Here is a 26,213-nt window from a genome sequence, read left to right as displayed (position 1 = left end):
AAAAATCTTCGCATATAAATTAAAAACAAACACCTGTATATTCATTATATCTTTAAAACATATAAATAACTTTGTTTGCATCATGAACATTTAAAAACAAATTTTTTATGATGCGTAAAATTATAACAGCAACAACATTTACTTTTTTAGCCTGCTCTATCACTCAGGCACAAACGGTACAAAAAATAGGGGACAATCCCACAGAGATAAACAAAACTGCCGTTCTGGAAGTGGCATCTACCGCAAAAGGCTTTTTACCGCCCAGAATGACGACTGTACAAAGAGATGCTATTACCACTCCTGCAAACGGTTTAGTCATTTATAATACGACCACAAAAAAACAGGAAGTATGGGATGGAACAATTTGGTCTAGTGGAAGCGACAATTTAGGAGACCATACTGCTACAAAAGATCTGGATATGAAAAATAAGAATATTAACAATGTCGCGGAGATTGATCTAAAAGATGAAATGCGTATATATGATCAGTCGACCGTACCTACAGGCAACTACGTTAGTCTATGGAAAAGAGATGGTGAATTTAAAATTTGGGACTCTGCTACCTCAAAAAATGTGTTTTATCTTAATGAAGCAGGAAAAACAACCTTAACCTCTGCAGCAATTACTACAGGTCATGATGGTGTTGCTCCTACGGCAGGTCAGGTTGCAACTGCCAGAGATAAGGACGGTAATATTGTTTGGAGAAGTAATCGAACTCAAGTTGATTATATCACTAACAGATTTGAATTTATTGATGGCTCACGAGACAGTTTTACAAAGGTTGATTGTAATGAATTAGCGTTAGTTTTTCTTATTTGGACTTTAGATCCAAGTGATCCTAAGACTCCTGTACGTGGAGTTCGATTTACAATAAGAAATGTTGGGTCAAAAGATGTTTATCTTTGTAATAATGGACCTTATACTGTTAATGGTGTTCATTATTCCAGTTTTTATGATAATGGAGGAGGACCAATCGTTACTGATTCTTATGAAAATTTTCTCATAGCTCCTGGGAAATCATACAATTTTGTGATGTACTCTTACGGAGAGTATTATACTTTTTAGATAAAAATCTTTTAAACAAGAATTTTAATCTTTATGAATTAAATAAAAAATAATTACGAAACATATACAAAATTAACATTAAAAAAAATAGACTAAAAAAAGGAAAAAGGAGTGAAAATCTTAAAATTTTCACTCCTTTTTTTCGTTCTTTTGACCGAGCAAAACAAAAAATACCCTACAACTTCTCAGGATGCACAATCCCATCAGCAACAGCCAACCAGGCCGTCGGGCCTCCGGCAACATAACCGGTAGAACCAAGACCTTTAGGGTTAATCTTTCCATCTTTAGATTTGGCACTGGAAAAATAAATCGTCGGGAAACCTTATGCCAAAGGCTTGTTGCCATTCGTTATTCCGGCTTTTTATTAGGTGGATAGTGGTGTTCTTTTAGGGTAATCTAAATCTACTCAAACAACAACCTTCCGGCTTATTTTACTTTGAAAATACTTTACAATGTTTATTTTCCGACCCCGACAAAAAGGATTTGCTACACAGGTGAAACTAAAAACTGATTTTTTTATTTCCCGATCTCCAACTGACACTGGTATAACATACATAAAAACATTTTACCAGATTTAATATAAGGTTTTTCATTCATAAATTTAAAACAAACACTCCTATATTCATTGATCAGTAAAACACTCAAAATAATTCTATTTGCATATAATATTTATCAAACAAAATTTTTATGATGCGTAAAATTATAACAGCAATAACATTTGCTTTTCTAGCCTGCTCTATCACTCAGGCACAAACGGTACAAAAAATAGGGGACAATCCCACAGAGATAAACAAAACTGCCGTTCTGGAAGTGGCATCTAGCACAAAAGGCTTTTTACCGCCCAGAATGACGACTGTACAAAGAGATGCTATTACCACTCCTGCAAACGGTTTAATCGTTTATAATACGGATACAAAAAAACTGGAAGTATTCGATGGAACAAGTTGGTCCAGCGGAGGAGGAGGAAACGACAATTTAGGAGACCATACTGCTACGAAAGATTTGGACATGAAAAATAATTCAATTTCCGATGTAAAACAAATTGACCTGAACTATCAAATGCTTCTAAAATATCCGAATTCTAAAACAAACAGTCCTTATTTTAGTCTCTATAATCAGGGTGGTTTATTTAAAATTTGGTCTTCCAACACCTCTAGTGATGCGTTAATGATTAATGCAACTACGGGAAAAACGGTCTTAACCTCTGCTTCCATTGCAAATGGTACTGATGGTGTTGCTCCTGAAACTGGCCAAGTAGCAAAAGCAGCTGAAAATGGTAATATTGTTTGGAAAAGTAAAGCATTACTGTCAGAAATATCTTCTAATCAATATATAAATAATACATACAGTCAAGACATTTTTATTGTATCAAATTACACAGGGCCGGGGGCGAATTTTATCACTTTTTCTTGTACAAATAAGACCTTTAGTGGTTCAGTGTATAACGTAAATATTACTAGTGGTACAGTGTATACTATAAAGAATAATAACAGCAGTGCTGTTTGTAAGGTAAACCTAAATGATTCTGGTGCTGATTTTTATGTGAATGGTGTTTTATATCAATATGGTTTCGAAATTCCAAGAGGGCAAACGGTTCGTTTTGTGTGCCAAAAAAACGACACTTGGCATACCTTTTAGACAAAAACAAAAAGCATAATAGCTTAAAAAGTAAATTCCCGCAAAAGAATTTAAATAATTATAGAAATCCTGAAAGAAAAATCAAAAAAAAGGAGCGAAAATCTCTAGATTTTCGCTCCTTTTTTTTTTGTATTATTTACCGAATACAACAAAAAAATTACGATTTCTTAGGATGCACAATCCCATCAGCAACAGCCAACCAGGCCGTCGGGCCTCCGGCAACATAACCGGTAGAACCAAGACCTTTAAAGTTGATCTTTCCATCTTTAGATTCGGCACTGGAAAAATAAATCGTCGGGAAACCTTGTATGCCAAAGGCTTGTTGCAATTCGTTATTCTGGCTTTTTAATTCCGGGGTTTGCGGTGTTCTTCTTGGGTAATCTAACTCTACTAAAACAACGTTCTGGCTCGCCCATTTTGAAAATTCAGCTGTTTTTAGAACTTCATTTTGCAGTCGGATACACCAGCCGCACCAATCGCTACCGGTAAAAAACAGCAGCATCGGTTTTTTTTCTTTATTACTTATAGCGATGGCTTCTTTTACATCGGTATACCATTTCAGTTCCTGGGCTTGCGTCGCCAATGCGCCAACCAAAAAGAAAGCTATTACAAATATTTTTTTCATGTTGTTTATTTTTATATCAAATTTAAACAAAATTTGCCTTGCAAAATGTCATCTACTTTACTTCTTGCATTAATTTTCTAATTAATGGTGTCGTCACGATTAAAACGATACCGGCAATTAACGAGTAGATTGCCAATTGGTAGTATCCGTCTGTATACGCAATAAGCTTAGACATTAAGGTTGTTCCGGTATTGGCATTAGACATTTCCGACCCCAGCTTCCCGGCAGCAAACTGACCAAATGCACTTGATAAAAACCACAATCCCATCATCATACCAAATAATCTTTTTGGTGACAATTTGGTAATTACCGACATTCCGATTGGTCCGATGCACAATTCTCCTAAGGTGTAGATCAGGTATCCGAACGCAAACACGTCTAACGAGCTTAAACCTTTTTCGTCTACAAAAAATCTGGCACTGTAAAAAATAAAGAAACCGATAGCTAAAAGGATAAAAGAAAATCCAAATTTAATAACGGTATTGGGCTCTATTTTTCTTTTGTACAAAAAGATCCAAAGCAATCCGACAAGCGGACTAAAGATAATCACATACAAAGAGTTGATACTATTGTTAACCACATTGGGATCAATACTAAAAAACAACAATTTATCAGACAGATTGTCCTTTGCAAACAAAGACAAGGAACCACCTGATTGCTCCGAAATAGCCATAAACATAAAATAACCGAAGATAAAAACAAATGCGGCCAATAATTTATATTGTTGGTTACGGTCTTTAATTCGCAATAATTCGAATAAAAAATACAACAAGGCAACAGCGCCTATAGTGTACATAAAGTATTCTGTAAAATCAGAGTTGATTACCATGATATATACCAATGGTATTACTACTAATGAACCTACGTATACTGCGATTTCATAAAGATTACGTTTTTTAGGCGTGTGGTTTTCAAGAGGTGAATTCCCTATTGGTGCCAAATGTTTTTTGGTCAAAAGAAATGTAATAACCCCAATAACCATCACAATGGCAGCAGACAGGAAGCATAGGCTCCAGGAGTAATTTTTCCCCAGATAAATAGGAATCGCTCCTCCTAACATTCCGCCAATATTGATTCCGGCATAAAACATTCCGTATCCGGCGTCTCTTCTACCATCGTTTTCATGATACAACTCTCCTACCATCGAAGACACGTTGGGCTTAAAAAAACCCGTTCCGATAATCGATAATGTTATCCCATAATAGAAAAAATCATGGGGCGAAACCGCAATAAGCAAGTTTCCTAAAATCATTATTATTCCTCCGAACAGTAATGATTTTTTAAATCCTAAAATTTTGTCGGCGAAAATTCCTCCAATAAACGTAAAAGCATAAACAAAAGCCTGAATGGCTCCGTACTGCAAATTGGCTTTTCCCTCCAATAAACCTAATTGGTCTACCATAAAAAACGCCAAAACCCCTCTCATTCCGTAGAAGCAGAAGCGCTCCCACATTTCAACCAAAAACAAGTACCACAATTGCTTTGGGTACTTGCCTTCAAAATTCTGTATTTGTTCTAAAGTGACCTTTTGCTCCATTTATTTATAAATAATTAATTAATTCCTCTTTCTTTCATCACTTTGTTAAGTTGCTTTAGCAAAGCAAACATCAATACAGTTGCAAACATTAACAGTGCAAAATTTATCCAAAAAAAGTTGACTTTATTGTCGTAAGTATCCCACATACTGGCCAAAACTCCGCTTAACTTATTTCCGATAGAAGTTGATAAAAACCAACCTCCCATCATTAAAGAAGTTATATTAGCCGGGCTCAGTTTAGAAACCACCGATAGTCCCATCGGACTTAAAAACAATTCTCCAATTGTTATGATACCATAATTGGCTACCAGCCACCAGGCGCTAACTTTCTCTGTTCCGTTACCTCCAATTTTTACGGCAGCTATCATTACCAGAACAGACAATGCTGAAATCAGTAAACCAAAAGCAATTTTTGTAGGCGTTGAAGGTTCTTTTTTTCGCAATCGTAAAAAAGAGAAAAATGCGACAACCAAAGGTGTTAGTATAACAACCCAGGCCGGATTAATAGACTGACTTAAATTGGTGGCCCAAAGATGCACCTTGGCACCTTCTTCCGGTAATTTGTCCGGAGCAACATTTCTAAAATATAAAGGATAATTTACTTCTTTCTTAACCACTCCGTTTACTTTTTGCAAACGAAACTGTTTATCGTACAGTTCAGTAGAGTCCATTTTATACTCGACCTCTTTTGCCAGTTTTAGCTTCGCAATCACCTTACCGGATGTTCCCGTTACTTCTCTGTCAGTATATCGATCTGCCCAGGTCGTAAGGGCAGAACCGTTAAGTTTGAAGACGGCCCAAAATAAAATCACCACTCCAAAAATAGCCAATAAAGCACCTATGGATCGTTTATCCTCTGTTTTTGCTTTAAAATAAAGAGATCCGTAAAAGATAACTATCGGAATACAGGCAAAAATAAAAGCATCTGTACTGTCTGAACCAAAGATAGCACTATCTGCATTGGCATCTGAAGCCACTCCTTTTATCATCCAGCCAATTGCACCAAAAACAAATGAAGGCAACAGGATAAAAAGTATAATTTTATAAAATGGCATATCTCCTTCTTGTATCCCTTTTTTCTGGTCATAGCCTACATAATGTTTAGTCCCCAATAAAAACACTATAACACCAATAAACATCCCTACTCCTGCAGCCATAAATGCCCAATGCCATCCCAAAAGGATTTGCAGGGCAGCACCGAAGAAATTACAGATAAAACCACCAACATTAATTCCCATATAGAAAATATTGTAGCCTTCATCTTTTTTATCCTGATACTCTTCTTTAGAGTAAAAACTCCCCAGTAAAGTGGAAATATTTGGTTTAAAAAAGCCATTCCCAACAATTATCAAAGTCATGGCGATATAAAGCATTGTCAGATCATGTATTCCAATTAAGAAGTAACCAATCCCCATTAAAATTCCGCCCAGAACAACAGACTTTCTATATCCCAAATACCTGTCAGCAATCAGTCCGCCTATAAAAGGTGTCAAAAAAACTAATGCTATAAAAGTCCCGTATAAATCAGAGGCTTCTTTCTCTGTCATTGCAAAACCGGTTTTTACATCTTTTAGATATAAAGTAAAAATTCCGATCATTAAATAATAACCAAAACGCTCCCACATTTCAGACAGAAACAAAAAAGGCAATGCTTTTGGATGTTTTTTCCACATAACTGTAAACTCTTTAAAATTAAAATTACCTGCAAGCCGAAACCTGCAGGTAATTTTCTATATATCTATGACAATGATTTATCTAACACCGTGCATCATTTTTTTCAAAAATGGAGTCAATGCAAACAATACAATTGCAGCGATACCTGTAAGAACAACAAATACCATGAAAAACTCGTATAAATTATGGATTATGAATCCTGCAAAATCTGGATAATGATCACTAATCTGGTGCTTGTCTAATAATTCTAACTGCGCCGGAGTTAGTGTGATTTTTTTATCCAAAACCGCTTGTAAGTCAATCCCCAATTCTTGTGCTTTTTTGTACTTATCTCCTGTTGCAGGCAAGATAGAACCCAAAGTTCCTCCTAAAGCATAACCTGATGCATTAGACAAGAAAAATACCCCATACAATAAAGAAGCAAAACGTTTTGGTGATAATTTACCCACCAATGACAATCCGATTGGAGATAAACATAACTCCGCACAAGTGTTTAGGAAATACAATAAAATCAACCATTTTACCAATAACAAACCTGAAGTTCCGATGTAAGAAACCTGAGTTGCAATCATAAAAAAGCTTATCGTAATAATCACCAAACCAAAAGCCAACTTAACCGGTGAAATTGGTTCTTTGTCTTTTGCTCTCAAAGTATCCCATAGTATACTAAAAGGAACTGCCATTACAACAACAAACAATCCGTTGAAAATCTGAACCATTGACGGAGGCATTTGCCAGCCAAAGAAATTTCTGTCTGTTTGATTATCAGCAATAAAAGTCAATGAAGATCCGGCCTGTTCGAAGGCGGCCCAAAAGAAGATAATAAAAAACGAAACGATATAAATTACAATAATTCTGTCTCTTTCGATTTTTGTTAAAGAAGTATCTGAAATAATCAATCCGGCCAAAGATAAACCGCTGGAATAGATTAAGGTATAAATTAAATTTTGTCCGAAAACATAGTGAAAAATAGCTCCTAAAACTAAAAAGGCAATTCCGGCTCCAATTAATGCTGTAGAAGAGAAATTAGCTTTTTGTGCTTCTCCTTCTTCAAAATCTGAAGCCTCATTTTTAGATGGTAAACCTCCTAATGGTTTTCCTTCCGGAGTTACTACGTATTTATTTTTCAGGAAGTAAAAAAGAACTGTTCCGGCAAGCATAGCACCTGAAGCAGCTAAGAATCCCCATTTGAAAGCGTGAATGTCTCTAATTCCCCCACTATCTCTTACATCTCCTAACAACGGACAAATAGACTGCCCTAAGAAGGCTCCCATATTGATTCCCATGTAAAAAATAGTAAAAGCGGTATCCAGTTTTGTTTTCTCTTGCTTCGGATACAAACTTCCCACCATACTTGAGATATTTGGTTTGAAGAATCCGTTACCGAACACAATGATTCCCAAAGCCGTGTACATGATTGTTTTAGCCAAAGACAGATTATCTTCAAAAACACTACCACTTGTAAACAACAGCAATTGTCCAATTGCCATCAATAATCCGCCTAATAAAATACAATTTCTGTTTCCTAAAAAACGATCGGAAATAAAACCTCCCAACATCGGAGTTAAATAACAAAGACCAAGAAACCCACCATAAATCAATGAGGCTTCTTCTTCCTTCATTAATAATGAGTTAACAAGAAATAAAGTCAATAAAGCTCGCATTCCATAAAAATTGAACCGCTCCCACATCTCCGTTCCAAACAGTACCCAAAGCCCTTTTGGATGCGCCGATTTTACTTGTTTCTCTCCCATATTATTTGTTATTTATTTTTAAGGTTATAAAGTTGTTCTATAAATTTTCTTTGATAAAATTAGTCATTCTGGTAAAAAGGTGAATTCTCGTTTTTGTTCCGAGAATATGATGGTCTTTATCCGGATAGATTTCAGAATCAAATTCTTTACCCGCCTGGATTAATGCTTCCATCATTTGCATTGAGTTTTGCAGATGCACATTGTCGTCACCTGATCCGTGTATCAACAAAAACTTTCCTTTTAATTTATCTACATAATTAATTGGTGAATTCAGATCGTAACCACTTGCATTTTCCTGAGGAGTTTGCAGGTATCTTTCTGTATACACACTATCATAAAAACGCCAGTTGGTTACCGGAGCAACAGCAATGGCCATTTTGAAAACATCATTCCCCTGAAAAATACAATTTGCAGCCATAAATCCTCCATAGCTCCATCCGAAGATTCCGATTCTTGAAGCATCAACATACGGATAAGTTGCAAGTACTTTTGCCGCATCGATTTGATCTTCTACTTCGTATTTTCCTAATTCTTTTTGTGTTACTTTTTTGAAGTCAGCACCTTTAAAACCGGTACCTCTACCATCAACACAAACTACAATATATCCTTGCTGAGTCAGAGACATAAACCAATAATCGTCTTTATTGTTCCAGTCATTATTTACCTGTTGTGAACCCGGACCGGAATACTGGTACATAAAAACCGGGTATTTTTTTGAAGGATCAAAATCTTTTGGTTTTAAAATCCATGTATTTAACTCGTTTCCTTTTGCTGTTTTTAAAACAAAGAATTCTTTAGCCGGCAAGTTGTACGCCACTAATTTATCAGAAAGGGCTTTGTTGTTTTCGATCACCTGAATTTCTTTACCCGTTTTCGCTTCGTTTAAAGTATAGGTAGTTGGCTGAACTGCGCTAGAGAAAGTATTGATAAAGTACTGGAAATTTGGACTGAAAGTCGCCGCGTTTGTTCCTGTAGTTTTAGCCAGAGCTGTTTTGTTTTTTCCGTCTAATGAGATGCGGTAGATTGCTCTGTTTATAGAACCATTCTCTGTAGATTGATAGAAAATAGTTTTTGTTTTTTCGTCGAAACCGTAGTAAGATGTTACTTCCCAGTTTCCTTTTGTAACCTGATTTTTTAATTTTCCGGTTTTGTCATACAGATAAATATGATTAAATCCGTCTGTTTCGCTTGTCCAGATAAAACTGTTGTCTTTTAAAAAGGTCAGATTATCTGTAATATCAACATAAGCTTTGTCTTTTTCATTCAAAACCACTTTTGCAGCAGCGGTTGTTCCATCAACAAATAAAAGATCCAGATTGTCCTGATGGCGATTTAAAACTTGTGCAGACAATACATTAGCATCATTTGTCCATTTTAACCTTGGGATATAAAAATCATTATAATTTCCAAGATCTACTTTTTTGGTAGCGTTTGCTACGGCATCATAAATATGTAAAGAGACTACTGAATTTTTCTCTCCCGGTTTCGGGTATTTAAACGTTTCAATTTTCGGATAGAGGTCTTTGTGAAACATAGACATTGAAAACTCAGGTACTGCACTTTCGTCAAAACGAATATAAGCCAGTTTTTTACTGTCTGCACTCCAGTCAAATGCTCTTACAAAAGAGAACTCTTCTTCATAGACCCAGTCGGTAATACCATTAATGACTGCATTTTTCTTACCGTCTGTCGTGACTGTCGTTACTTTTTTGGAAGCAACATCATATACATACAGATTATTTTCTTTAGCGAAAGCGATTTTAGATCCATCCGGAGAAAAAGTTGGTTCCTGAACCTGAAAATCAAAAAGCTTAGTTAGCGATTTGGAAGTAATATCGTACAAAAAGTAATCTGCGGTAAACGAGTGCCGGAAAATCTTTTTGGTATTAATTGCAATTAAAATCTTTTTTTCGGCAGCATCAAAAGTATAACTGTCTATTCCGTTTGCTAATGCCGGATGATTTTTTGTTTCAATTAAATTGGATACTTTTTTCAGCGTAGCAAAATCATATAAGTCAATTTCCATGCTTCTATTTGCCCTATCCACATTCAATACCGTATACTGATTTGTATTTTTTAAGGATTGCAATTTGTCCATTCCTTTGGCCTGAAAAGCTCCGGTATAAATATTTTCAACAGTGATTTTTTGTTGTCCAAAAACGGTAGCAACCAGCAACAATAGTACAACTGTTATTCTATTTGTATTCATTAGTATTATTTTAAAATATAAAAAAGAGCCCAATTTTAGTAAAAAAAATAAACATAATGCATATTTCAACTGTTAAATGTTAAAAAAAATAACGATTGCGTACTTCCAATTTTCAATTACAGATTGCAAACAAAGCTCTTAAATTGGTATATTTGCCGCAATATTACAATTTAATCTACTGAGAATGAACAACGCCGTTGCCGGATTTTCAAAATTATCCAAAAATGAAAAAATAAACTGGATTGCTGACACTTATTTTTCGACTCCTGACGAGGCTCTTAAAATAATAAGAAATTACTGGAATTCAGACCACAAGCTCCAACAACTGCACGATGAATTCATAGAAAATACCATCACTAATTTATACATCCCACTTGGAATTGCTCCTAACTTTTTAATCAACGGAAAGTACAAAACAATCCCAATGGCTATTGAAGAAAGTTCTGTCGTAGCCGCCGCTTCAAAAGCAGCCAAATACTGGGCTACACGTGGCGGATTTAAAGCCACTGTACTGAATACGGAGAAAATCGGACAGGTTCATTTTATATTCAACGGAAACGCCGAAAAACTACAATCGTTCTTCGATCAGATCAAACCTAAATTTTTCTCAGATACGCAAAGCATCACCAAAAACATGCAACAGCGTGGCGGAGGAATACTGGATATTCAATTAAAAGACAAAAGAAATTTACTTGAAAATTATTTCCAGTTGCATGCTACTTTTGAGACCAAAGACAGTATGGGGGCTAATTTTATTAATTCCTGTCTGGAACAATTTGCGACAACTTTAAAAGAAGAAGCTCATAATTCTGATTTACTTGCCAAAAATGAAACGTTACAGGTGGTAATGAGCATTTTGTCTAATTATGTCCCAAACTGTGTTGTCAGAGCCGAAGTTTCTTGTCCGGTTGAAGACTTAGCAGAAAAACACATCACCAATCCGCAGGAATTTGCAGAACGTTTTGTACAAGCGGTTCAAATTGCGGAAGTAGAGCCCTTTAGAGCCACAACTCACAATAAAGGAATCATGAATGGTGTTGATGCCGTAATTCTGGCAACAGGAAATGATTTTAGAGCAGTAGAAGCCGGTATTCATGCTTATGCTTCGCGAAATGGTCAATATACGAGTTTATCACATGCTAAAATTGAAGATGGCGTATTTACTTTTTGGCTCGAAATTCCACTTGCATTAGGTACCGTTGGCGGGCTAACTTCCTTACATCCTTTAGTAAAATTGTGTTTGGAGATTCTACAGAAACCTTCAGCAAAAGAGCTTATGGAAATTGTGGCTGTTGCGGGTCTGGCACAAAATTTTGCCGCCTTGCGTTCCTTAACAACAAACGGAATCCAGGCTGGTCATATGAAAATGCACTTAAACAATATCATCAACCAATTTGAAGCCAACGACGAAGAGCGCCATTTGATTAAATCACATTTTAAGATCAATGCTATTTCTCATAGTGCAGTAGTGGAGTTTATAGATAATTTACGAAAATAATCAGACGTTTTTTGGCGGTTTATTGCTTCATTTTTAATTCCTAACATTTCTCAAGGATCCTAAAAAACAAGCCGCGTCGGAGTCAAAAGAGACAGCATGAAAACAACCTTTTACAGTAACGGAAAACTCTTAATTACAGGCGAATATCTGGTTTTAGATGGTGCCAAAGCTTTTGCATTACCCACAAAATTCGGACAGAACTTAATCGTAGAAGAGGGAACAAATAAAACAATTAAATGGAAAAGCTATGATTTTGACCAGCAGATCTGGTTTGAAGACCGTTTTTCTTTTTCTGATATTGTAAATCCCCCAACTGCTGAAATTGAAACCGTAAAAACGACTTTAATTACGATTTTGCATGAGGCCTATCTTCTAAATCCTGATTTTATTAATCAGGCGGAAGGTTACACTATTACTACTCAGCTTACATTTCCTAAAAACTGGGGATTAGGCACTTCTTCTACTTTACTGAACAATATCGCTCAATGGACTAAAATTGATGCTTTCACACTACTAAAAAACAGTTTCGGAGGCAGTGGTTACGACATTGCCTGTGCGCAGAACAACACACCCATAACGTATCGTTTAGAACAAAACAGGCCTATCGTTGAATCTGTAGCTTTTAATCCGGATTTTACTCAAAATATATTCTTTGTATATCTTAACAAAAAGCAAAGCAGTAAAACGGCTATAAATGCCTATTACAATAACAAAAACCAAAACCTGACTGACAACATTGCCGAGAACAACAAAATCACGGAAATGGTTTTAAATGCAAAAACACTAACTGAATTTGCCTACGCTTTAGAAAAACATGAAACGCACTTAAGCAATATCTTAGAACTGGAAACAATAAAAGAAATTGCTTTTCCGGATTTTAAAGGTGTCGTAAAAAGCCTCGGGGCATGGGGTGGCGATTTTGTAATGGTGCTTTCTAAAGAAAATCCAACTGCCTATTTTACCTCAAAAGGATACGAAACCATCCTTACTTATGCCGAAATGATCTTATAGAATTAGCATAAATCTTTTGAATCACGCCTTCAACAAAAAAAGACTTACCACTAATTGCACGAATTTTCACGAATTGTTCTTTATTTATCTGTGGCCGCTTTTTTTTTGCCACAGATTTCACAGATTGAAAGGATTTCTTCGCTGGATTATAACGTGAACTTGATTATTTTTCTCTTGATGTTAGTCTTATCATTCAGTAATTGAGTTCAGATTTAAAACAAAACAATTCGTAAAAATTCGTGCAATTGGTGGCAACTTCTACGAATATAACCCTAAAGCATTCGGTTATTAATTCTACAACATTCATTCTGAAGGTTTATTCTTATTTTTACAAAACCGCTCAATTGAACTAAAAATCTTACCAATAGCACATAATTAAAAGTATGCTTTTCATTATTTAAAACCATAAGCATTATGCCTAAACCAGATTATGAAATTTGCATGTCACCGTCTATGGGTACAATAGGAACAACAATTATTATGATCCCTGCGAAAAGGAAACACGGGATTGAACCGGGATCGCTAATAGGAATTAATGCTGAATTTTTTAACCCAAAGGACAGGCATTCTGTGATTTCACCTTTTCAAATATTCGACCATAAAGGTTACACTCGTTTTTCGGTTAAAGTCCCCAATAACGTTGCAATTGGAAAAAGCTACAGAATCATGCTCAGCTTTTCCAAAATATCGGGAGGATTGGTTCTGTTTAGCACCTCCGAAAATCATCTTTTCACTGTTATTAAGTAAAAGATCTAAAAAACAAAAAAAGCCGTTTCTAAATTAGAAACGGCTTTTAGTATTTATGTACTTAGATTAGTAGTTAAACTCTAATCTGTTGTCTTTGATCTTAGCATTGTTTTTCAAAGCCGGTAAAATTCTGCTTGCATCAGATGCACTTTGTGCTTTTACTTTTTCAATATAAGCAGCATGGCTTGCAATTGCCGGTGCTTTTACCACTTTAATGTTTTTTACTACATAAACTCCTGTGTTTCCTTCAATTGGAGCAGAGATTTTGTTTGCAGCTAAAGCAAATGCGTTACCAACAACTTTAGGCTCTTGTCCAACTCCACCAGGTAAAACCGGGTTATCCATAGTTACATCAGCAGCTTGTTGAACAGCAACTCCTGCACTTTTAGCAACTGCTTCAAGGCTAGATCCTGTCATTTTAGCTTTTAGCATTTCTGCTTTTTTCTTGTTTTTCAAGATTGGCTCTACATATGGTCTTGCAACAGTTACAGATACTAAACCTGATGCGTTTTCACTTTTGTATTGAGCAATAACGTGACCAACATTAGCGATTTCAAAACGCTTAACATCACCTTTATCAGTTTCTTTATCAAATGCCCATCTTACAATGTTACGCTGATTTCCTAATGAACCAAATGCTTCGTCCATAGCTTTTGCCGTTACAGGAGGAGCTACTTTTAATCCTAATTCTTTTGCAGTTGCATTAAAATCTTTATCTGCAGCATCCATTTCAAATTTAGTTGCTAAAGTAAATACTTTATCAGAAGTTACTTCAGAAGGCTCAATTTTCTGAGCAATTGTAGCTAAACGAATTCCGTCTTGTTTGTCAGTAATTTTAATGATGTGAAATCCGAAAGGAGTTTCAACTAAACCAACTTTTCCAATTCCGTTGCTGAATACAAAATCATTGAAAGGTTTTACCATTTGGTTTGGACCAAAATAACCTAAATCACCACCTTGTTGTGCAGATGAATCATCAGAGCTTGTAAAAGCCAACATCATAAAACTATCCGGATTAGCCTGAACCTGAGCCAAAATTTCTTCTGCTTTAGCTTTAGCTTCTTCTTTTGTTCTTTTCTCTTTTGTATTTGGCGTTTGAGATCCTGTATATCCAATTAAGATATGACTTGCTTTTGCGTTAACTCCTGCTTTAAATCCAAGAGATTTAGAAATACAGTAGTACTTACCATAAACGTATGGTCCGTAGATTGCACCCGGCGCTAAGCTAAATAATTTATCAGCATCAACTGCAGGCAAGCTATTTTTAGCCACATAACTTGAATCGTAAGGAATATCAGAATTTGAGTTTACAAATTCTGCAATGTTAGTTGCATTTCTGAAACCTGGCAAAGTATCGTTTTTACCCGTTTTTGCATTGTAAACAACACTTCCTGATAACAAAGCAGTAATCTTAGCTTTAATTTCAGCTTCGTCTTCTTTTGACGCTTTGTCTTCCACTAATACATATTGAATTTCACGAGTTTCATCCGCTTTGAATTTCTTCTCGTTTTTCTTCATATAATCAACAATTTCTGAATCAGAAATTTTTACTTCACTATCTTTAATAGAAGAATACAATCCGGCAACATAAGCAAAGTTTACTTTGTTAGCTTCCATTTCATATTTCAACTTTCCTTCACTGGCAGTTGTGTAAAGTCCTGATTTTACTAATGTATTGTAGATTTGGAATTTTGCATTTAATGTAGCATCTTTCTCTCTATCTGCAATATATTGTTTTGCTTCAGGATTCGTTTTAAAATACTCTTTGAATTTAGCAATATCAAACATACCGGCAGCGTTCAAAAACATTGGGTTTTTCCCGATATTCGGATCTGCTTTTAAAACTTCGATTAGGTGTTTTTCACCTACTCTCAATCCTAGTTTATCAAACTGAGTTGATAATAATGCAATTGAAACCTCTTGATCCCAAACTCTGTTAGAAGCTTCAGTAGAAGAAATCCCCTGACCGCTTTTTTCAACATTACTAACTTTAACTCTAAAGTCTTCAAATGAAATGTCTTTTCCATCGATACTTCCTACATCTTTTGAACTTTGACCGAAAGTCCCTCTGGTGAATAGATCTTGTATTATAAATGCAAATAATGCAAGTGCAATAACTCCTATTAATAAAGCGGAACGCTGTCTAATTTTTGCTAAAACTGCCATTTTTATATCGTTAATTTTATATTCAGTTTGCGAAAATACAATTATCTAGTTAATAACAATACAACTAGGGTTTTATTTTACACATTTTTTTTCAATTACTAAAAATTTCACTCTTTTATAGTCATTTTTACCAATTCAATTTTCTTGTTTGTCGCTTCTTCTATCACAAAATGATAGTTATCTATGACTATTTCTTCTCCTTTTTGGGGAATTTCTTTTGTTGAATTCACAATAAAACCTCCCAAAGTACCATAGGAATCCTCCTCAGGAATGCCTAATTTATAGGTCTCATTCAAATACTCCACATCTAAACGGGTCGAAAATAAATACTTTCCTTCCCCCAGTGTCAGCTCTATCAATTCTTCGTCCAGGTCATGTTCGTCTTCAATCTCGCCAAAAAGCTCCTCTACAATATCTTCTATGGTAATGATCCCCGCTGTCCCTCCATGCTCATCTAAAACAACAGCGACATTTCTCCTCTTCTTGATTAAAAGATTTAACGCATCTTTTATCGAAATAGTTTCGGGAACAAACTCCACGGTCATCAAAACAGATTTGATTGTTTTAGGCTTTTTAAACAAATCAAAAGAGTGCACATAACCCACAATATCGTCCAACGAGTTTTGATTCACTACAATTTTAGAATATCCGGTTTCTATAAATACTTCCTTAAGCTCTTCAACACTGTCAAATAAATCGACCGCAACAATTTCGGTACGCGGTGTCATAATATCGCGTGCTTTCACGCCCGAAAACTCTAAAGCATTTTGAAAAATCTGGATTTCCGAATCTACTTCTTCACTATCTTCAACAGAACTCATTTGTTCGTTAATATAGTTACCAAGTTCTACTTTACTAAAATACAACTGCACCTGATCGCCTTCTGTTTTAAAGAATTTCTTTAAAATAAAATCTGAAATCCAGATAAAAAAAGTAGATATGTAGTAAAATAACCTATAAAAAAGATAAGCCGGAATGGCAAAAAACTTAATCAGGGAGTTGGCATAAATCTGAAAAAAAACCTTCGGAAGAAACTCCGCAGTAATCAAAATTATAAAAGTAGAAATCACGATCTGAATCAACAAACTGGCGACCTCAGAGAAGTGATAACCTAATCCGATTATCTGATTCAGAATCAGATCCCCCATGAAAAACCCGTAAACTACGAGCGCAACATTGTTACCAATGAGCATTGCAGCAATAAATTTAGAGGGATTCCCGGTAAGTTTGGTAAGAATTTGAGAGAGAAAATTATCTTGTTTTTTTTCTATTTCAAGATAAATTTTATTCGAGGAAATAAAAGCAATTTCCATTCCTGAAAAAAAGGCTGATAGTATTAAACATAGTATTATAATACCGATCTCCATTTCTATTGTTCTTTGTCACGATCGCTAAATTTTCTTCCAAATTTTCTTCTGAAGAAAAACATAAAAACGGCTAAACCGGCAATTATGAAGCTCATAGTAGCATTCTCTTTTCCTTCATTTAGCTTTACAACTCCATCATAAATAAAGAAAACTGCAAATAATATGTAAACGTAAGATGTATATTTTAAATAACTCATAATGTATATTTTATTCTTCGGCTTCCAGTTCGCCGGTTATTCGTTGTGAATTTATCACTTTAAAATCTTTGCTAAAATCAATTCCCTGTCCGTAAGAAACTCCTTTTGCATCTGTGAGCTTAAATTTTCTTTCGGTATAAAACCATTCGTTCTTCTGGTCAAAATACAGTTGCTCTGTTTCAAGCATCTGCCCGGTTTCTGATGTAATCTTCACTTTTCCCTGCAAGTCAATAATTCCGGTTGGCTTGTACGAAATAGCATAATTTGATCTTATAAAAGTACGTTTTTGTTTTTTATCATACAAAGTAACATCAAGTCCTTTTGGAAACTCTGTAAACGGAAAATCGAGATTAGAATAATCCAGCATTTTAGAGCTAATCAAAACTCCGGTTATGCGCCCTGAATCTGTATACTTTATATTAACGGTATCTGCATCACTCCCGGGAACAAACTCTGAGAAGTTACTTCTCTGAACTTCTTTAAAATTACTTTCGCATCCAAAAAACATTGTCACAGTAAGAACTGTGACAATTATTAGTATATATTTCTTTGGTAAATTCATTTGCCAAATGTAGTAAATTGTAATGAGCTTAAAAAAACATAAAGTTATGTTTAGTTGAATCTGCTTTTCACGAACCATCTGTCGTTAAAAGAGAAACTCACGCTAAAGTTCATATAGTTCTCCTGAACCAAACCGGCAGAGGTAGTTCCTTTTTTACCAAATTCAATTCCCACATTTACATTTGAAAAAGTCCCTGTAATCGGAAAACCGGCACCCAAAGTCATACCAACATCATTAATAGATTGATTATTTACAATCAGCCCCAATTTTTCGTATTTAAGACCTGCTCTGTAAGTAATTCTGCTGAAATAATTTGTAAAAGAACCATAATTAGGAACATAATACCCCCCAACTGCATATTTTGAATATTTTTCGTAACGTACATTATCAGCTGTATTGTAATAATTAGCAAGTGATCCCGCATCTCCCTGAAAAGCCAAGGTAGTACCTACTAACCATTTTCTTGCTTCTCCGATACCGGCACCAAATGTAAATTTACCAGGAAGTTTTAATTTAACAGAATTTTCAGGATACGTATACGATGTAGGATCTCCGTCAACCTCAGTAACTCTGGTATTGTCTGAATTTAATTTACCTGAAAAAGTATAATTCAAACTAGTAAACAAACTTAATTTTTTATCAACCTTAGTCTGATACATGGTACCAATATTAAAGTTTACTCCTGATAGCTCCGAAGTATTTGTTTCTCTGGTTGCATTTTGAACACCTGTCACAAGTTCAACACTTGTGGTCGTGATTTTACCAAAGTTGTATTGTACATCAGCTCCGATGTTCCACTTAGGTGTGATTTTATAACCCAATCCGAAAAACACTTTGTTAACTCCGCCTTTTCCTTCTAACTGACTGCTTATTCCGTTCGGATCAGCTGTATTGTCATTTGAAATTCTATATCCAACAGAAGTTAAAGGTACCAAACCAAACGCAGCACCAAATTTACCCATCGGAATCCCTACAGCCAAATAATCAAAAGTTGATCTTTGCGCTTTTGAAGTCTCTTTATCTGTTTTAATATTAGTTGTTCCAAAAGTACCTCCAACAGAAAAAGTAGTCTGCCCCAAACTGGCATAACTTGCCGGATTCTCAATATTCAAATGTATCGAATCCTGCTCTACTGCAACTCCCGCCATAGATCTGTATTCAAGAGTTCCTTTGAATCTTGTATCACCAATTCCGTAGAAAGAATAAGGCGATGAAGTCCCTTGCTGTGCAAATGAAACGAACGATATAAGTAAACAAGTACTTATTATAATTTTTTTAATCATTGTCGATTTTATATTGAAATGTTTGGTTCAAACTTTCTAAAAGGAAATTTGAATTGGCAAATATGGTATTTTTTAATCGTTTAGCCAAAAAATCTGCATCACCACCCGTTAAAATTATTATAAAATTTGAAAAATTTGCCTTATATTCATCGATAAAACCATCAATCTCATAGACGAAACCATTAACAACCCCTGAGTGAATGGCCTCTTTTGTTGAATCTCCTATATAGTGCTCCGGCGCCTCTAAAGTCAGCAAAGGCAGTCTGGCCGTAAAGTTATGCAAGGCTTCATAACGCAATCTGAGCCCCGGAGAGATTGCGCCACCCAAATAGTGGTCCTTTTCGTCGATAAAATCATAGGTAATACATGTTCCCGCATCGATCACCAGTCTGTTTTGTTTTGGAAATTGCAAAGTGGCTCCGGCAGCCAAAACCATGCGGTCTATGCCTAAAGTTTTTGGAGTCGCATACTTATTTATAAAAGGAAAAACATCTTCATGTGTCAAAAAATGAATCGTAAGCTGTTTTTCGAAAGTTAAAAAGGCTTGTTTTTCGATATTTCCCACCGATGCAACGACCAGATCGGTACAATTTTGAAATTTTTTTAAAATATTTTTAATTTTATTTTCGAATTCCCCTTTCTCAAAAACGAAACTCTCCAGAACACTACCTCCCTCAAAGACAGCCGCTTTAATTCGAGTGTTACCAACATCAACTGCTAAAACCATATTTATTTTTTTACCAATGCGAAGATACGAATTGATTTTTTTAAAAAAATGTTTTGCATAAACCGAAAATGATTATATCTTTGCACCCGCAATCAGCAATGGTGCCTTAGCTCAGATGGTAGAGCAATGGACTGAAAATCCATGTGTCCCTGGTTCGATCCCTGGAGGCACCACCAAAACCCGAATAGAAATATTCGGGTTTTTTGTTTTTATTTATTAACCAAACCCGACAGGTTTCTAAAACCTGTCGGGTTTACGTAAAATTTAAGGACTAAATAGATTATTTAATTCCAAATTTCAAATAATTTAAAAATTTATCATCGGGCTTTAGCATTGGATTTTAGAGCTTTAAATTAAAAATCAAAAACAACACAAAAATCAATTGCAAAATGTTTTGGATAAACCAAAAAACCTTCTATCTTTGCACCCGCAATCAGCAATGGTGCCTTAGCTCAGATGGTAGAGCAATGGACTGAAAATCCATGTGTCCCTGGTTCGATCCCTGGAGGCACCACCAAAACCCGAATAGAAATATTCGGGTTTTTTGTTTTTTATCTATTAACCAAACCCGACAGGTTTCTAAAACCTGTCGGGTTTATGTTTTATTTCTACCCCACAAAAATTAACTCCTCTTTACGATTGATTAACATAGAAACTCCCTAGTTTAATCTTTTATACGCTACTCTTGTAATTGTTTTAAACACCAAAACGGGGTTAAAAAAAAGGATCAGCACAAAAAAAATATTGCAGATTCCCTCATACCTAAAGTACTTTCCTTACAGCAAATCCACAAAAACCATTGTCAATACTATAAATTCATATTTCGTAAAAAAAGTAATGAATAAATAAAAAATTATCCTTTATATTCGTAAAAAAAATAAATAATACTTTATTTGCCATCTGAATCGGATTTTTAATTAATGAGCAAGACTTCTACAAAAGGAATTTGGAAAGTAATTTCGGCCTCTTCCATGGGAACCATGATAGAGTGGTACGATTTCTATATTTTTGGAAGTTTAGCTGTTGTGTTATCAACCAAATTCTTTCCGGGTGATAATCCTACTGCTGCTTTTTTATCTACATTGGCCACCTTTGCGGCCGGATTTGTGGTGCGTCCGTTTGGTGCTTTATTTTTTGGAAGACTTGGTGATATCATTGGTCGTAAATATACTTTTATGGCTACTTTATTATTAATGGGTGGTTCTACCTTTTTAATTGGCTGTATTCCGAGTTATGAAACAATCGGTTTTTTAGCTCCTGTATTGGTTTTAATCCTGCGTTTATTACAAGGTCTAGCTCTTGGTGGTGAATATGGAGGAGCTGCTACCTATGTTGCAGAACATGCGCCCGAAGGACAGAAAGGCTATTGGACTTCGTGGATTCAAACCACTGCTACTGTAGGCTTATTTATCTCTTTAATGGTAATTCTAATAACCAAAAATACACTTTCGGCAGAGGCTTTTGACTCCTGGGGATGGCGTGTACCCTTTTGGATTTCTATCGTTATGGTGGGTGTTTCGTACTTGATTAGAAAAAACATGGATGAATCTCCGGTTTTCGCAAAAGCAAAGAAAGAAGGAACCACGAGCAAAAACCCACTTAGAGAAAGCTTTGGAAACCGATATAACTTAAAATTTGTATTACTGGCCTTATTTGGCGCGACAATGGGACAGGGCGTTGTTTGGTACACCGGGCAATTTTACGCCATGAGTTTTATGAAAACGGTGATGAACATTAATTCTTCGCAAGTCGATAGCCTATTGGGAATTGCACTCTTACTCGGAACTCCCTTTTTTATCTTCTTCGGATGGCTGAGTGACAAAACCGGGCGCAAATATATCATGATGTCGGGTATGCTACTGGCCATTTTGTTTTACCGACCTATCTACAAAAGCATGTACACCACAACTGACGTGGCTCACAAAACTGAAATCACCTCAAAAACAACACAAGCAGTCGAAAATACAAACGACGGAAGTATTGTAACTACAACCACAAAAAACTACACCGATGGTACATCTGCCATTGAGACAGAAACATATAATTCAAAAAAAGAAACACAAAAAACTATTTCAATTACAATAAACTCAAGTGATAAATGGACTTTAATCTTCCTCGTTTTCATTCAGGTGTTATTTGTTACGATGGTGTACGGGCCGATTGCCGCATTTTTAGTAGAAATGTTTCCAACTAAAATCAGATACACTTCAATGTCTCTGCCGTATCATGTAGGGAATGGAATTTTTGGAGGATTGCTACCTGCCATTTCAACCTACTTCGTAACACACGCCAAAGAAGCCGGAAAACAAGATTTTTATCTGGACGGATTATGGTACCCTATTATTATTGCTTCGATATGCTTTGTAATTGGAATGATTTATATTGATACCAAAAACCAAACCACTCACCTTTAGAACTACAAATTATGAATGCGATTAAACAAATTTTAGGCGTTATATGGGTTATCCTCGCGGCGGCGGCGGCTTATTTCTGCGTCTTTGAATTTGGCTTACCAAAACTACTTTCAGACAAACAAGACGATTTAGTTTTTGGCGTTATTATCCTTTTTATCCTTACGCCATTGATTGTCTTAGGCCTGGGTACTTTTGGCTATTTTTCCGTAATTGGAGAATACAACAAAAAATAACAACTGATAATTAGCGAAATCTGCGGTGATTGTTTTTTATATTTTGCCACAGATTTCACTGATTAAAAGGATTTCTTTTCTAATTTATAACTTGACCTCGATTATTCATCTATTAACATTACTATTCAACAATCGAATTTAGACCAAAAAACAAAGCAGTTTGACGGATTAGGAATTAGCAAAAATGGAGGCAAAAAAGCTTGCTATAAATTGCACGAATTTTTACGAATTGTTTTTTAAACTAAGAAATAATCATTTTAATCTGTGAAATCTATGGCTAAATAAAAAAGCTTACCACAGATTGCACTGATTTAAAGGATTTCTTTTCTGATTTATAACCTGAACCCGATTATTCATTTATTGACGTTACCATTCAACGATCGAATTTAGACTAAAAACTAAGCAGTTTGAAGGATTAGGAATCAGCAAGAATGGAGACAAAAAAACTTGCCATAAATTGCACGAATTTTTACGAATTGTTTTTTAAACTAAGAAATAATCATTTTAATCTGTGAAATCTGTGGCAAAAAAAAGGCTGCCTGTTTCCAGACAACCTTCTCTTACTAAAACTAACAAACCATTATTTTTTAATGAATTTCATCACTTGTACTTTGTTGTTCTCATCACTTGCTTTCACCAGATACAATCCCGTTTTTAAATCGCTTACCGCAAACTGAAAATCTGATTTTCCATTGGGGGCAAAACTTTTTACCAACTGGCCTGAAATCGAGTAAATCTGAACTTTAGTTGTCGTTACATTTAAAGTAAAATAATCCGAAACCGGATTCGGATAAAGATTTACTGTGTTTGCTTTTTCAAAATTTTCGATCGCTAAGTTCGCTTGTTTATTCCCATAAATTCGGTATTCACCGGCGGCTAAACTTATCGGCGCAGCAGCATCAGTAACGGTAATAGTTGTATTATCCATTAAGTTGTACCATGTTCCGGTATATTGAAAACCTGTCGCAACATTTTTTGTCGTAACATCAAAGTTGGCTATAATTAAAACGTCTTTTAATTGAGTGGAAGCCAAACTTGCATTGGTGATTTTTATATTCACATTTAACGAACTTCCACTTGCAATGGTAGGCGTTCCTGAAAAAACAGGCTCCGTTGTTTTTAACGTAATCATCTTTGCCCAATCGTTGTAAATTTTATTTCTGTTTGTATCTCCTAACCAGTTTTCTACCCATTGCGGTTGTGGTTTGGTATCTAATTTACAGTCTCCCGGAATAGTTCCCGAATTATCATTTACCGTACCGTTCTTGCATGTAAAAATAGATTCATCCCAGCCTAATTCACCAAAATGCCAAATCATTTTTGGGCCGGGAACCAACAAGGAAACAGCTCCGATAGCCGACATTCTTGACAAAGCGGTATTTAATGTTTTTACATTATAAGTACCGTTTGAATTTCCGTATTGAATGTTTTTATACATCAAACGTTCTTCATCATGACTTTCCGCATACCCCATCAGACGGTTGGACTGAAAACCGTGACTGGCACTTGTCATTCTGGAAATACTGCTGGTATATCCCATAGACAATTCGTTGTAGGGATCTGTCATTTTACCCCACATCATAATTCCTTTGCTTGGTGTCTCAGCAATTCTGTAATTGGCCCATTGTTGCTCTTCGGCATCTGTTCCTAAGTGTTCAAAAATAGTGTAATGTGTCGGATCAAGACTCCAGGAATAATCTGCATATTTTTTCAACACATCTACTCTATCCTGTTGATACGCATTGGTACAGGATTCATCTGAAGCAGTACAAAGCTGTGTAAATCCTTTGGTTAAATCCCAACGGAAACCGTCAATTTTATATTCTTCGATCCATTGTTTGATCACACGATCCACATAATATTGAGTTTTAAGGGATTGGTGATTAAAATCTTCCCCTACACTATAACTGTGTTTCGCTACAGTATTAAAATAAGGATTCTCTGTTGTTGGAGCTCCAAAACCATCACCATCAGGATCGTTCATCCACATTCTTACCATTGGATTCCTGCCGAATGCGTGATTTAAAGCTACATCTAGTATAACCGCAATTCCGTTTTGGTGACACAGGTCTATAAGCTCTTTTAATTTATCTGAAGTACCATAAAATTTATCCAAAGCCATATGAAACGAGGTGTTGTACCCCCAGCTTTCATTGCCTTCAAACTCCATTACTGGCATCAATTCGATTGCGTTTATTTTTAGATTTTTAAAGTACTCTATTTTATCTATTAAACTTTGGTAATTTCTGGCCGCATCAAAATCGCGAACCAAAACTTCATAAACCACCAATTTATCTTTTTCAGGTTTTGTAAAATTGGTTACCTGCCATGCATATGGCGTTTGTCCTGTCTTAAGTACCGTCACTTCAAACTGCTGCCCCACCGGATACACCGGCATATTGGGATAAGAAGTCGCAGGAATAGAAGAATCATCATAAGGAGACAAAACCAAAGTAGAATAAGGATCTGCTGTTTTTACCATAGCCGGTGAATTGGCCAGCGGTGTCGTATCAACCACCCAATATTGATAGGTATTGTTTACACCCGAAACCAATCCGGTTATTTCTAACCAGAATTTACCTGATGCGGGATCTTTTTTCATCGCATAGGCCGATGTTGGCTGCCAGTTATTAAAACTTCCGGCAACGTAAACGAAATCTTTCAGCGGAGCATCTAAAACCAAAGTTGCTTTTGTGGCATCGGCTGTATTATAATTAATCCCATCTACTAAACCTGCAGGCATAGCAGCAGAAACGGTATTTGGATTTACGACTACCGAAAACTTCTTAGTGATAGTAACACCGGATTGCGTCGCCGATAATTCATAACTTTGATTACTTGTAATGTTCGTCGCCGTAAACGAATAACTTGCCGTGGCAGCATTAGTATTAACCGTGGCTCCATTCGCTTTTAAAGTATAACTCGCTGTACCGTTTGTGTTTGTTGCTGCAATAGAAAAATTAGAACCGGATGAAATAATCGAAGTACTATTTTCAACCGGAGTCGTTAATGTTAACTGAAAAGACCCCACTTCAACCAATATGTCCTGCGATTGTTTTCCTCCCGATCCATCCTTGGCTTTAATTAAAAAACCCATCTTTCCGATTCCGTTTCTGCCAAAATAAACGGAAGGCACAAATGTTTTTGTATACGTATCGGCAACTGCATTATAAGTAAATCGGCTCGCTTCATCAGAGGCAGTCCACGACCCGTTTGAGGGGGAGTCCATTTGAGCGGCATCATTTACATTATAAGACCACGACCAAAGATAGAGTGCATTTCCTGTTACCGACCATGTTCCTTCGTTGATACTGGTTCCGTCGATCGTAATCGTTATTGAAGTAGTATCCTCAAAAGTTGATGGATTTATTGTATACGTTACCGTTTGCTGTTGGGCAAAAATGAACCCAGATAACAAAAGGAAAAATAAAAGTATTGTTTTCTTCATAATGTGGTTGGTTGGTTAGTTAGTATTAAAAAGGGCCATCCTGAGATAGCCCTTTTTAT

General features: G+C 35.8%; 19 protein-coding genes and 2 tRNA genes. 9 read left to right on the top strand and 12 right to left on the bottom strand.

All coding sequences use genetic code 11. The features are described 5' to 3' along the window. Positions 1-107: 107 nt before the first annotated feature. Both G3A47_RS12600 and G3A47_RS12595 read left to right on the top strand, forming a co-directional pair. Positions 108-1,064, top strand: a complete 957-nt coding sequence (locus G3A47_RS12600) for a hypothetical protein (RefSeq protein ID WP_166922815.1) — start codon at positions 108-110, stop codon at positions 1,062-1,064. 687 nt (positions 1,065-1,751) lie between these two features. Continuing rightward, the gene (locus G3A47_RS12595) at positions 1,752-2,702 is read left to right on the top strand and encodes a hypothetical protein (protein ID WP_166922813.1); all 951 of its coding nucleotides are present in this window, start codon (positions 1,752-1,754) and stop codon (positions 2,700-2,702) included. Between the two features lie 157 nt (positions 2,703-2,859). Here the strand turns inward: G3A47_RS12595 and G3A47_RS12590 are convergent, their stop codons facing one another. The 5 genes from G3A47_RS12590 to G3A47_RS12570 form a co-directional block, all read right to left on the bottom strand. Next, a complete protein-coding gene (locus G3A47_RS12590; protein ID WP_166922811.1) occupies positions 2,860-3,327 on the bottom strand; it encodes a thioredoxin family protein in 468 nt (155 codons plus the stop codon). A 52-nt stretch (positions 3,328-3,379) separates the two neighbouring features. Next, positions 3,380-4,864: a peptide MFS transporter gene (locus G3A47_RS12585; protein WP_166922809.1), complete on the bottom strand. Its 1,485-nt coding sequence runs from the start codon at positions 4,862-4,864 to the stop codon at positions 3,380-3,382. A gap of 14 nt (positions 4,865-4,878) precedes the next feature. Beyond that, on the bottom strand, positions 4,879-6,537 hold the full coding sequence (locus G3A47_RS12580; protein WP_166922807.1) for a peptide MFS transporter: 1,659 nt from the start codon (positions 6,535-6,537) through the stop codon (positions 4,879-4,881). 78 nt (positions 6,538-6,615) lie between these two features. Next, positions 6,616-8,292 carry a peptide MFS transporter gene (locus G3A47_RS12575; protein WP_166922805.1) on the bottom strand — a complete coding sequence of 559 codons (1,677 nt, stop codon included), beginning with the start codon at positions 8,290-8,292 and terminating at the stop codon, positions 6,616-6,618. 37 nt (positions 8,293-8,329) lie between these two features. Further along, complete coding sequence (locus G3A47_RS12570) at positions 8,330-10,501, bottom strand: S9 family peptidase (protein WP_166922803.1); 2,172 nt, start codon at positions 10,499-10,501, stop codon at positions 8,330-8,332. Between the two features lie 184 nt (positions 10,502-10,685). Between G3A47_RS12570 and G3A47_RS12565 the strand changes: the two genes are divergently transcribed. The 3 genes from G3A47_RS12565 to G3A47_RS12555 all read left to right on the top strand — a co-directional run bounded on the left by G3A47_RS12565 (position 10,686) and on the right by G3A47_RS12555 (position 13,757). Then, the gene (locus G3A47_RS12565) at positions 10,686-11,999 is read left to right on the top strand and encodes a hydroxymethylglutaryl-CoA reductase, degradative (protein ID WP_166922801.1); all 1,314 of its coding nucleotides are present in this window, start codon (positions 10,686-10,688) and stop codon (positions 11,997-11,999) included. 96 nt (positions 12,000-12,095) lie between these two features. Further along, positions 12,096-13,010, top strand: a complete 915-nt coding sequence (locus tag G3A47_RS12560) for a GYDIA family GHMP kinase (RefSeq protein WP_166922799.1) — start codon at positions 12,096-12,098, stop codon at positions 13,008-13,010. A gap of 414 nt (positions 13,011-13,424) precedes the next feature. Next, positions 13,425-13,757: a hypothetical protein gene (locus tag G3A47_RS12555; protein ID WP_166922797.1), complete on the top strand. Its 333-nt coding sequence runs from the start codon at positions 13,425-13,427 to the stop codon at positions 13,755-13,757. Positions 13,758-13,823: 66 nt separating this feature from the next. On the opposite strand, the gene G3A47_RS12550 is transcribed toward G3A47_RS12555, so the two are convergent. From G3A47_RS12550 to G3A47_RS12525, 6 genes are all read right to left on the bottom strand, one after another. Next, positions 13,824-15,923, bottom strand: a complete 2,100-nt coding sequence (locus tag G3A47_RS12550; protein WP_166922795.1) for a peptidylprolyl isomerase — start codon at positions 15,921-15,923, stop codon at positions 13,824-13,826. 107 nt (positions 15,924-16,030) lie between these two features. After that, complete coding sequence (locus G3A47_RS12545) at positions 16,031-17,290, bottom strand: hemolysin family protein (RefSeq protein WP_166922793.1); 1,260 nt, start codon at positions 17,288-17,290, stop codon at positions 16,031-16,033. A gap of 2 nt (positions 17,291-17,292) precedes the next feature. Beyond that, on the bottom strand, positions 17,293-17,487 hold the full coding sequence (locus G3A47_RS12540) for a hypothetical protein (RefSeq protein WP_166922791.1): 195 nt from the start codon (positions 17,485-17,487) through the stop codon (positions 17,293-17,295). 10 nt (positions 17,488-17,497) lie between these two features. Further along, complete coding sequence (gene lptC, locus G3A47_RS12535) at positions 17,498-18,049, bottom strand: LPS export ABC transporter periplasmic protein LptC (RefSeq protein ID WP_166922789.1); 552 nt, start codon at positions 18,047-18,049, stop codon at positions 17,498-17,500. Between the two features lie 50 nt (positions 18,050-18,099). Beyond that, positions 18,100-19,332 (bottom strand): porin family protein, encoded by a 1,233-nt coding sequence (locus tag G3A47_RS12530; protein ID WP_166922787.1) that lies wholly within the window; start codon positions 19,330-19,332, stop codon positions 18,100-18,102. Continuing rightward, positions 19,325-20,059 (bottom strand): type III pantothenate kinase, encoded by a 735-nt coding sequence (locus tag G3A47_RS12525; RefSeq protein ID WP_166922785.1) that lies wholly within the window; start codon positions 20,057-20,059, stop codon positions 19,325-19,327. The genes G3A47_RS12530 and G3A47_RS12525 overlap by 8 nt, the downstream gene beginning before the upstream one ends. A gap of 100 nt (positions 20,060-20,159) precedes the next feature. On the opposite strand from G3A47_RS12525, the gene G3A47_RS12520 reads away from it, so the two are divergent. The 4 genes from G3A47_RS12520 (at position 20,160) to G3A47_RS12505 (ending at position 22,706) form a co-directional block, all read left to right on the top strand. Continuing rightward, positions 20,160-20,235, top strand: a tRNA-Phe gene (locus G3A47_RS12520). Positions 20,236-20,500: 265 nt separating this feature from the next. Further along, positions 20,501-20,576, top strand: a tRNA-Phe gene (locus G3A47_RS12515). A 403-nt stretch (positions 20,577-20,979) separates the two neighbouring features. After that, entirely contained in the window at positions 20,980-22,473 is a 1,494-nt protein-coding gene (locus tag G3A47_RS12510; RefSeq protein WP_166922783.1) for an MFS transporter, read from the top strand. Positions 22,474-22,484: 11 nt separating this feature from the next. Continuing rightward, positions 22,485-22,706, top strand: a complete 222-nt coding sequence (locus G3A47_RS12505) for a DUF6814 family protein (protein ID WP_166922781.1) — start codon at positions 22,485-22,487, stop codon at positions 22,704-22,706. A 580-nt stretch (positions 22,707-23,286) separates the two neighbouring features. Here G3A47_RS12505 and G3A47_RS12500 read toward each other — a convergent pair. Beyond that, on the bottom strand, positions 23,287-26,154 hold the full coding sequence (locus tag G3A47_RS12500; protein WP_166922779.1) for an alpha-amylase family glycosyl hydrolase: 2,868 nt from the start codon (positions 26,152-26,154) through the stop codon (positions 23,287-23,289). Between the last annotated feature and the right edge of the window lie 59 nt (positions 26,155-26,213).

Origin of the sequence: Flavobacterium poyangense, assembly GCF_011751075.1 — a bacterium.
GTDB classification, from domain to species: domain Bacteria; phylum Bacteroidota; class Bacteroidia; order Flavobacteriales; family Flavobacteriaceae; genus Flavobacterium; species Flavobacterium poyangense.
Note: the sequence above shows the minus strand (reverse complement) of the source record. Positions and strands in the feature narration are given on the sequence as shown.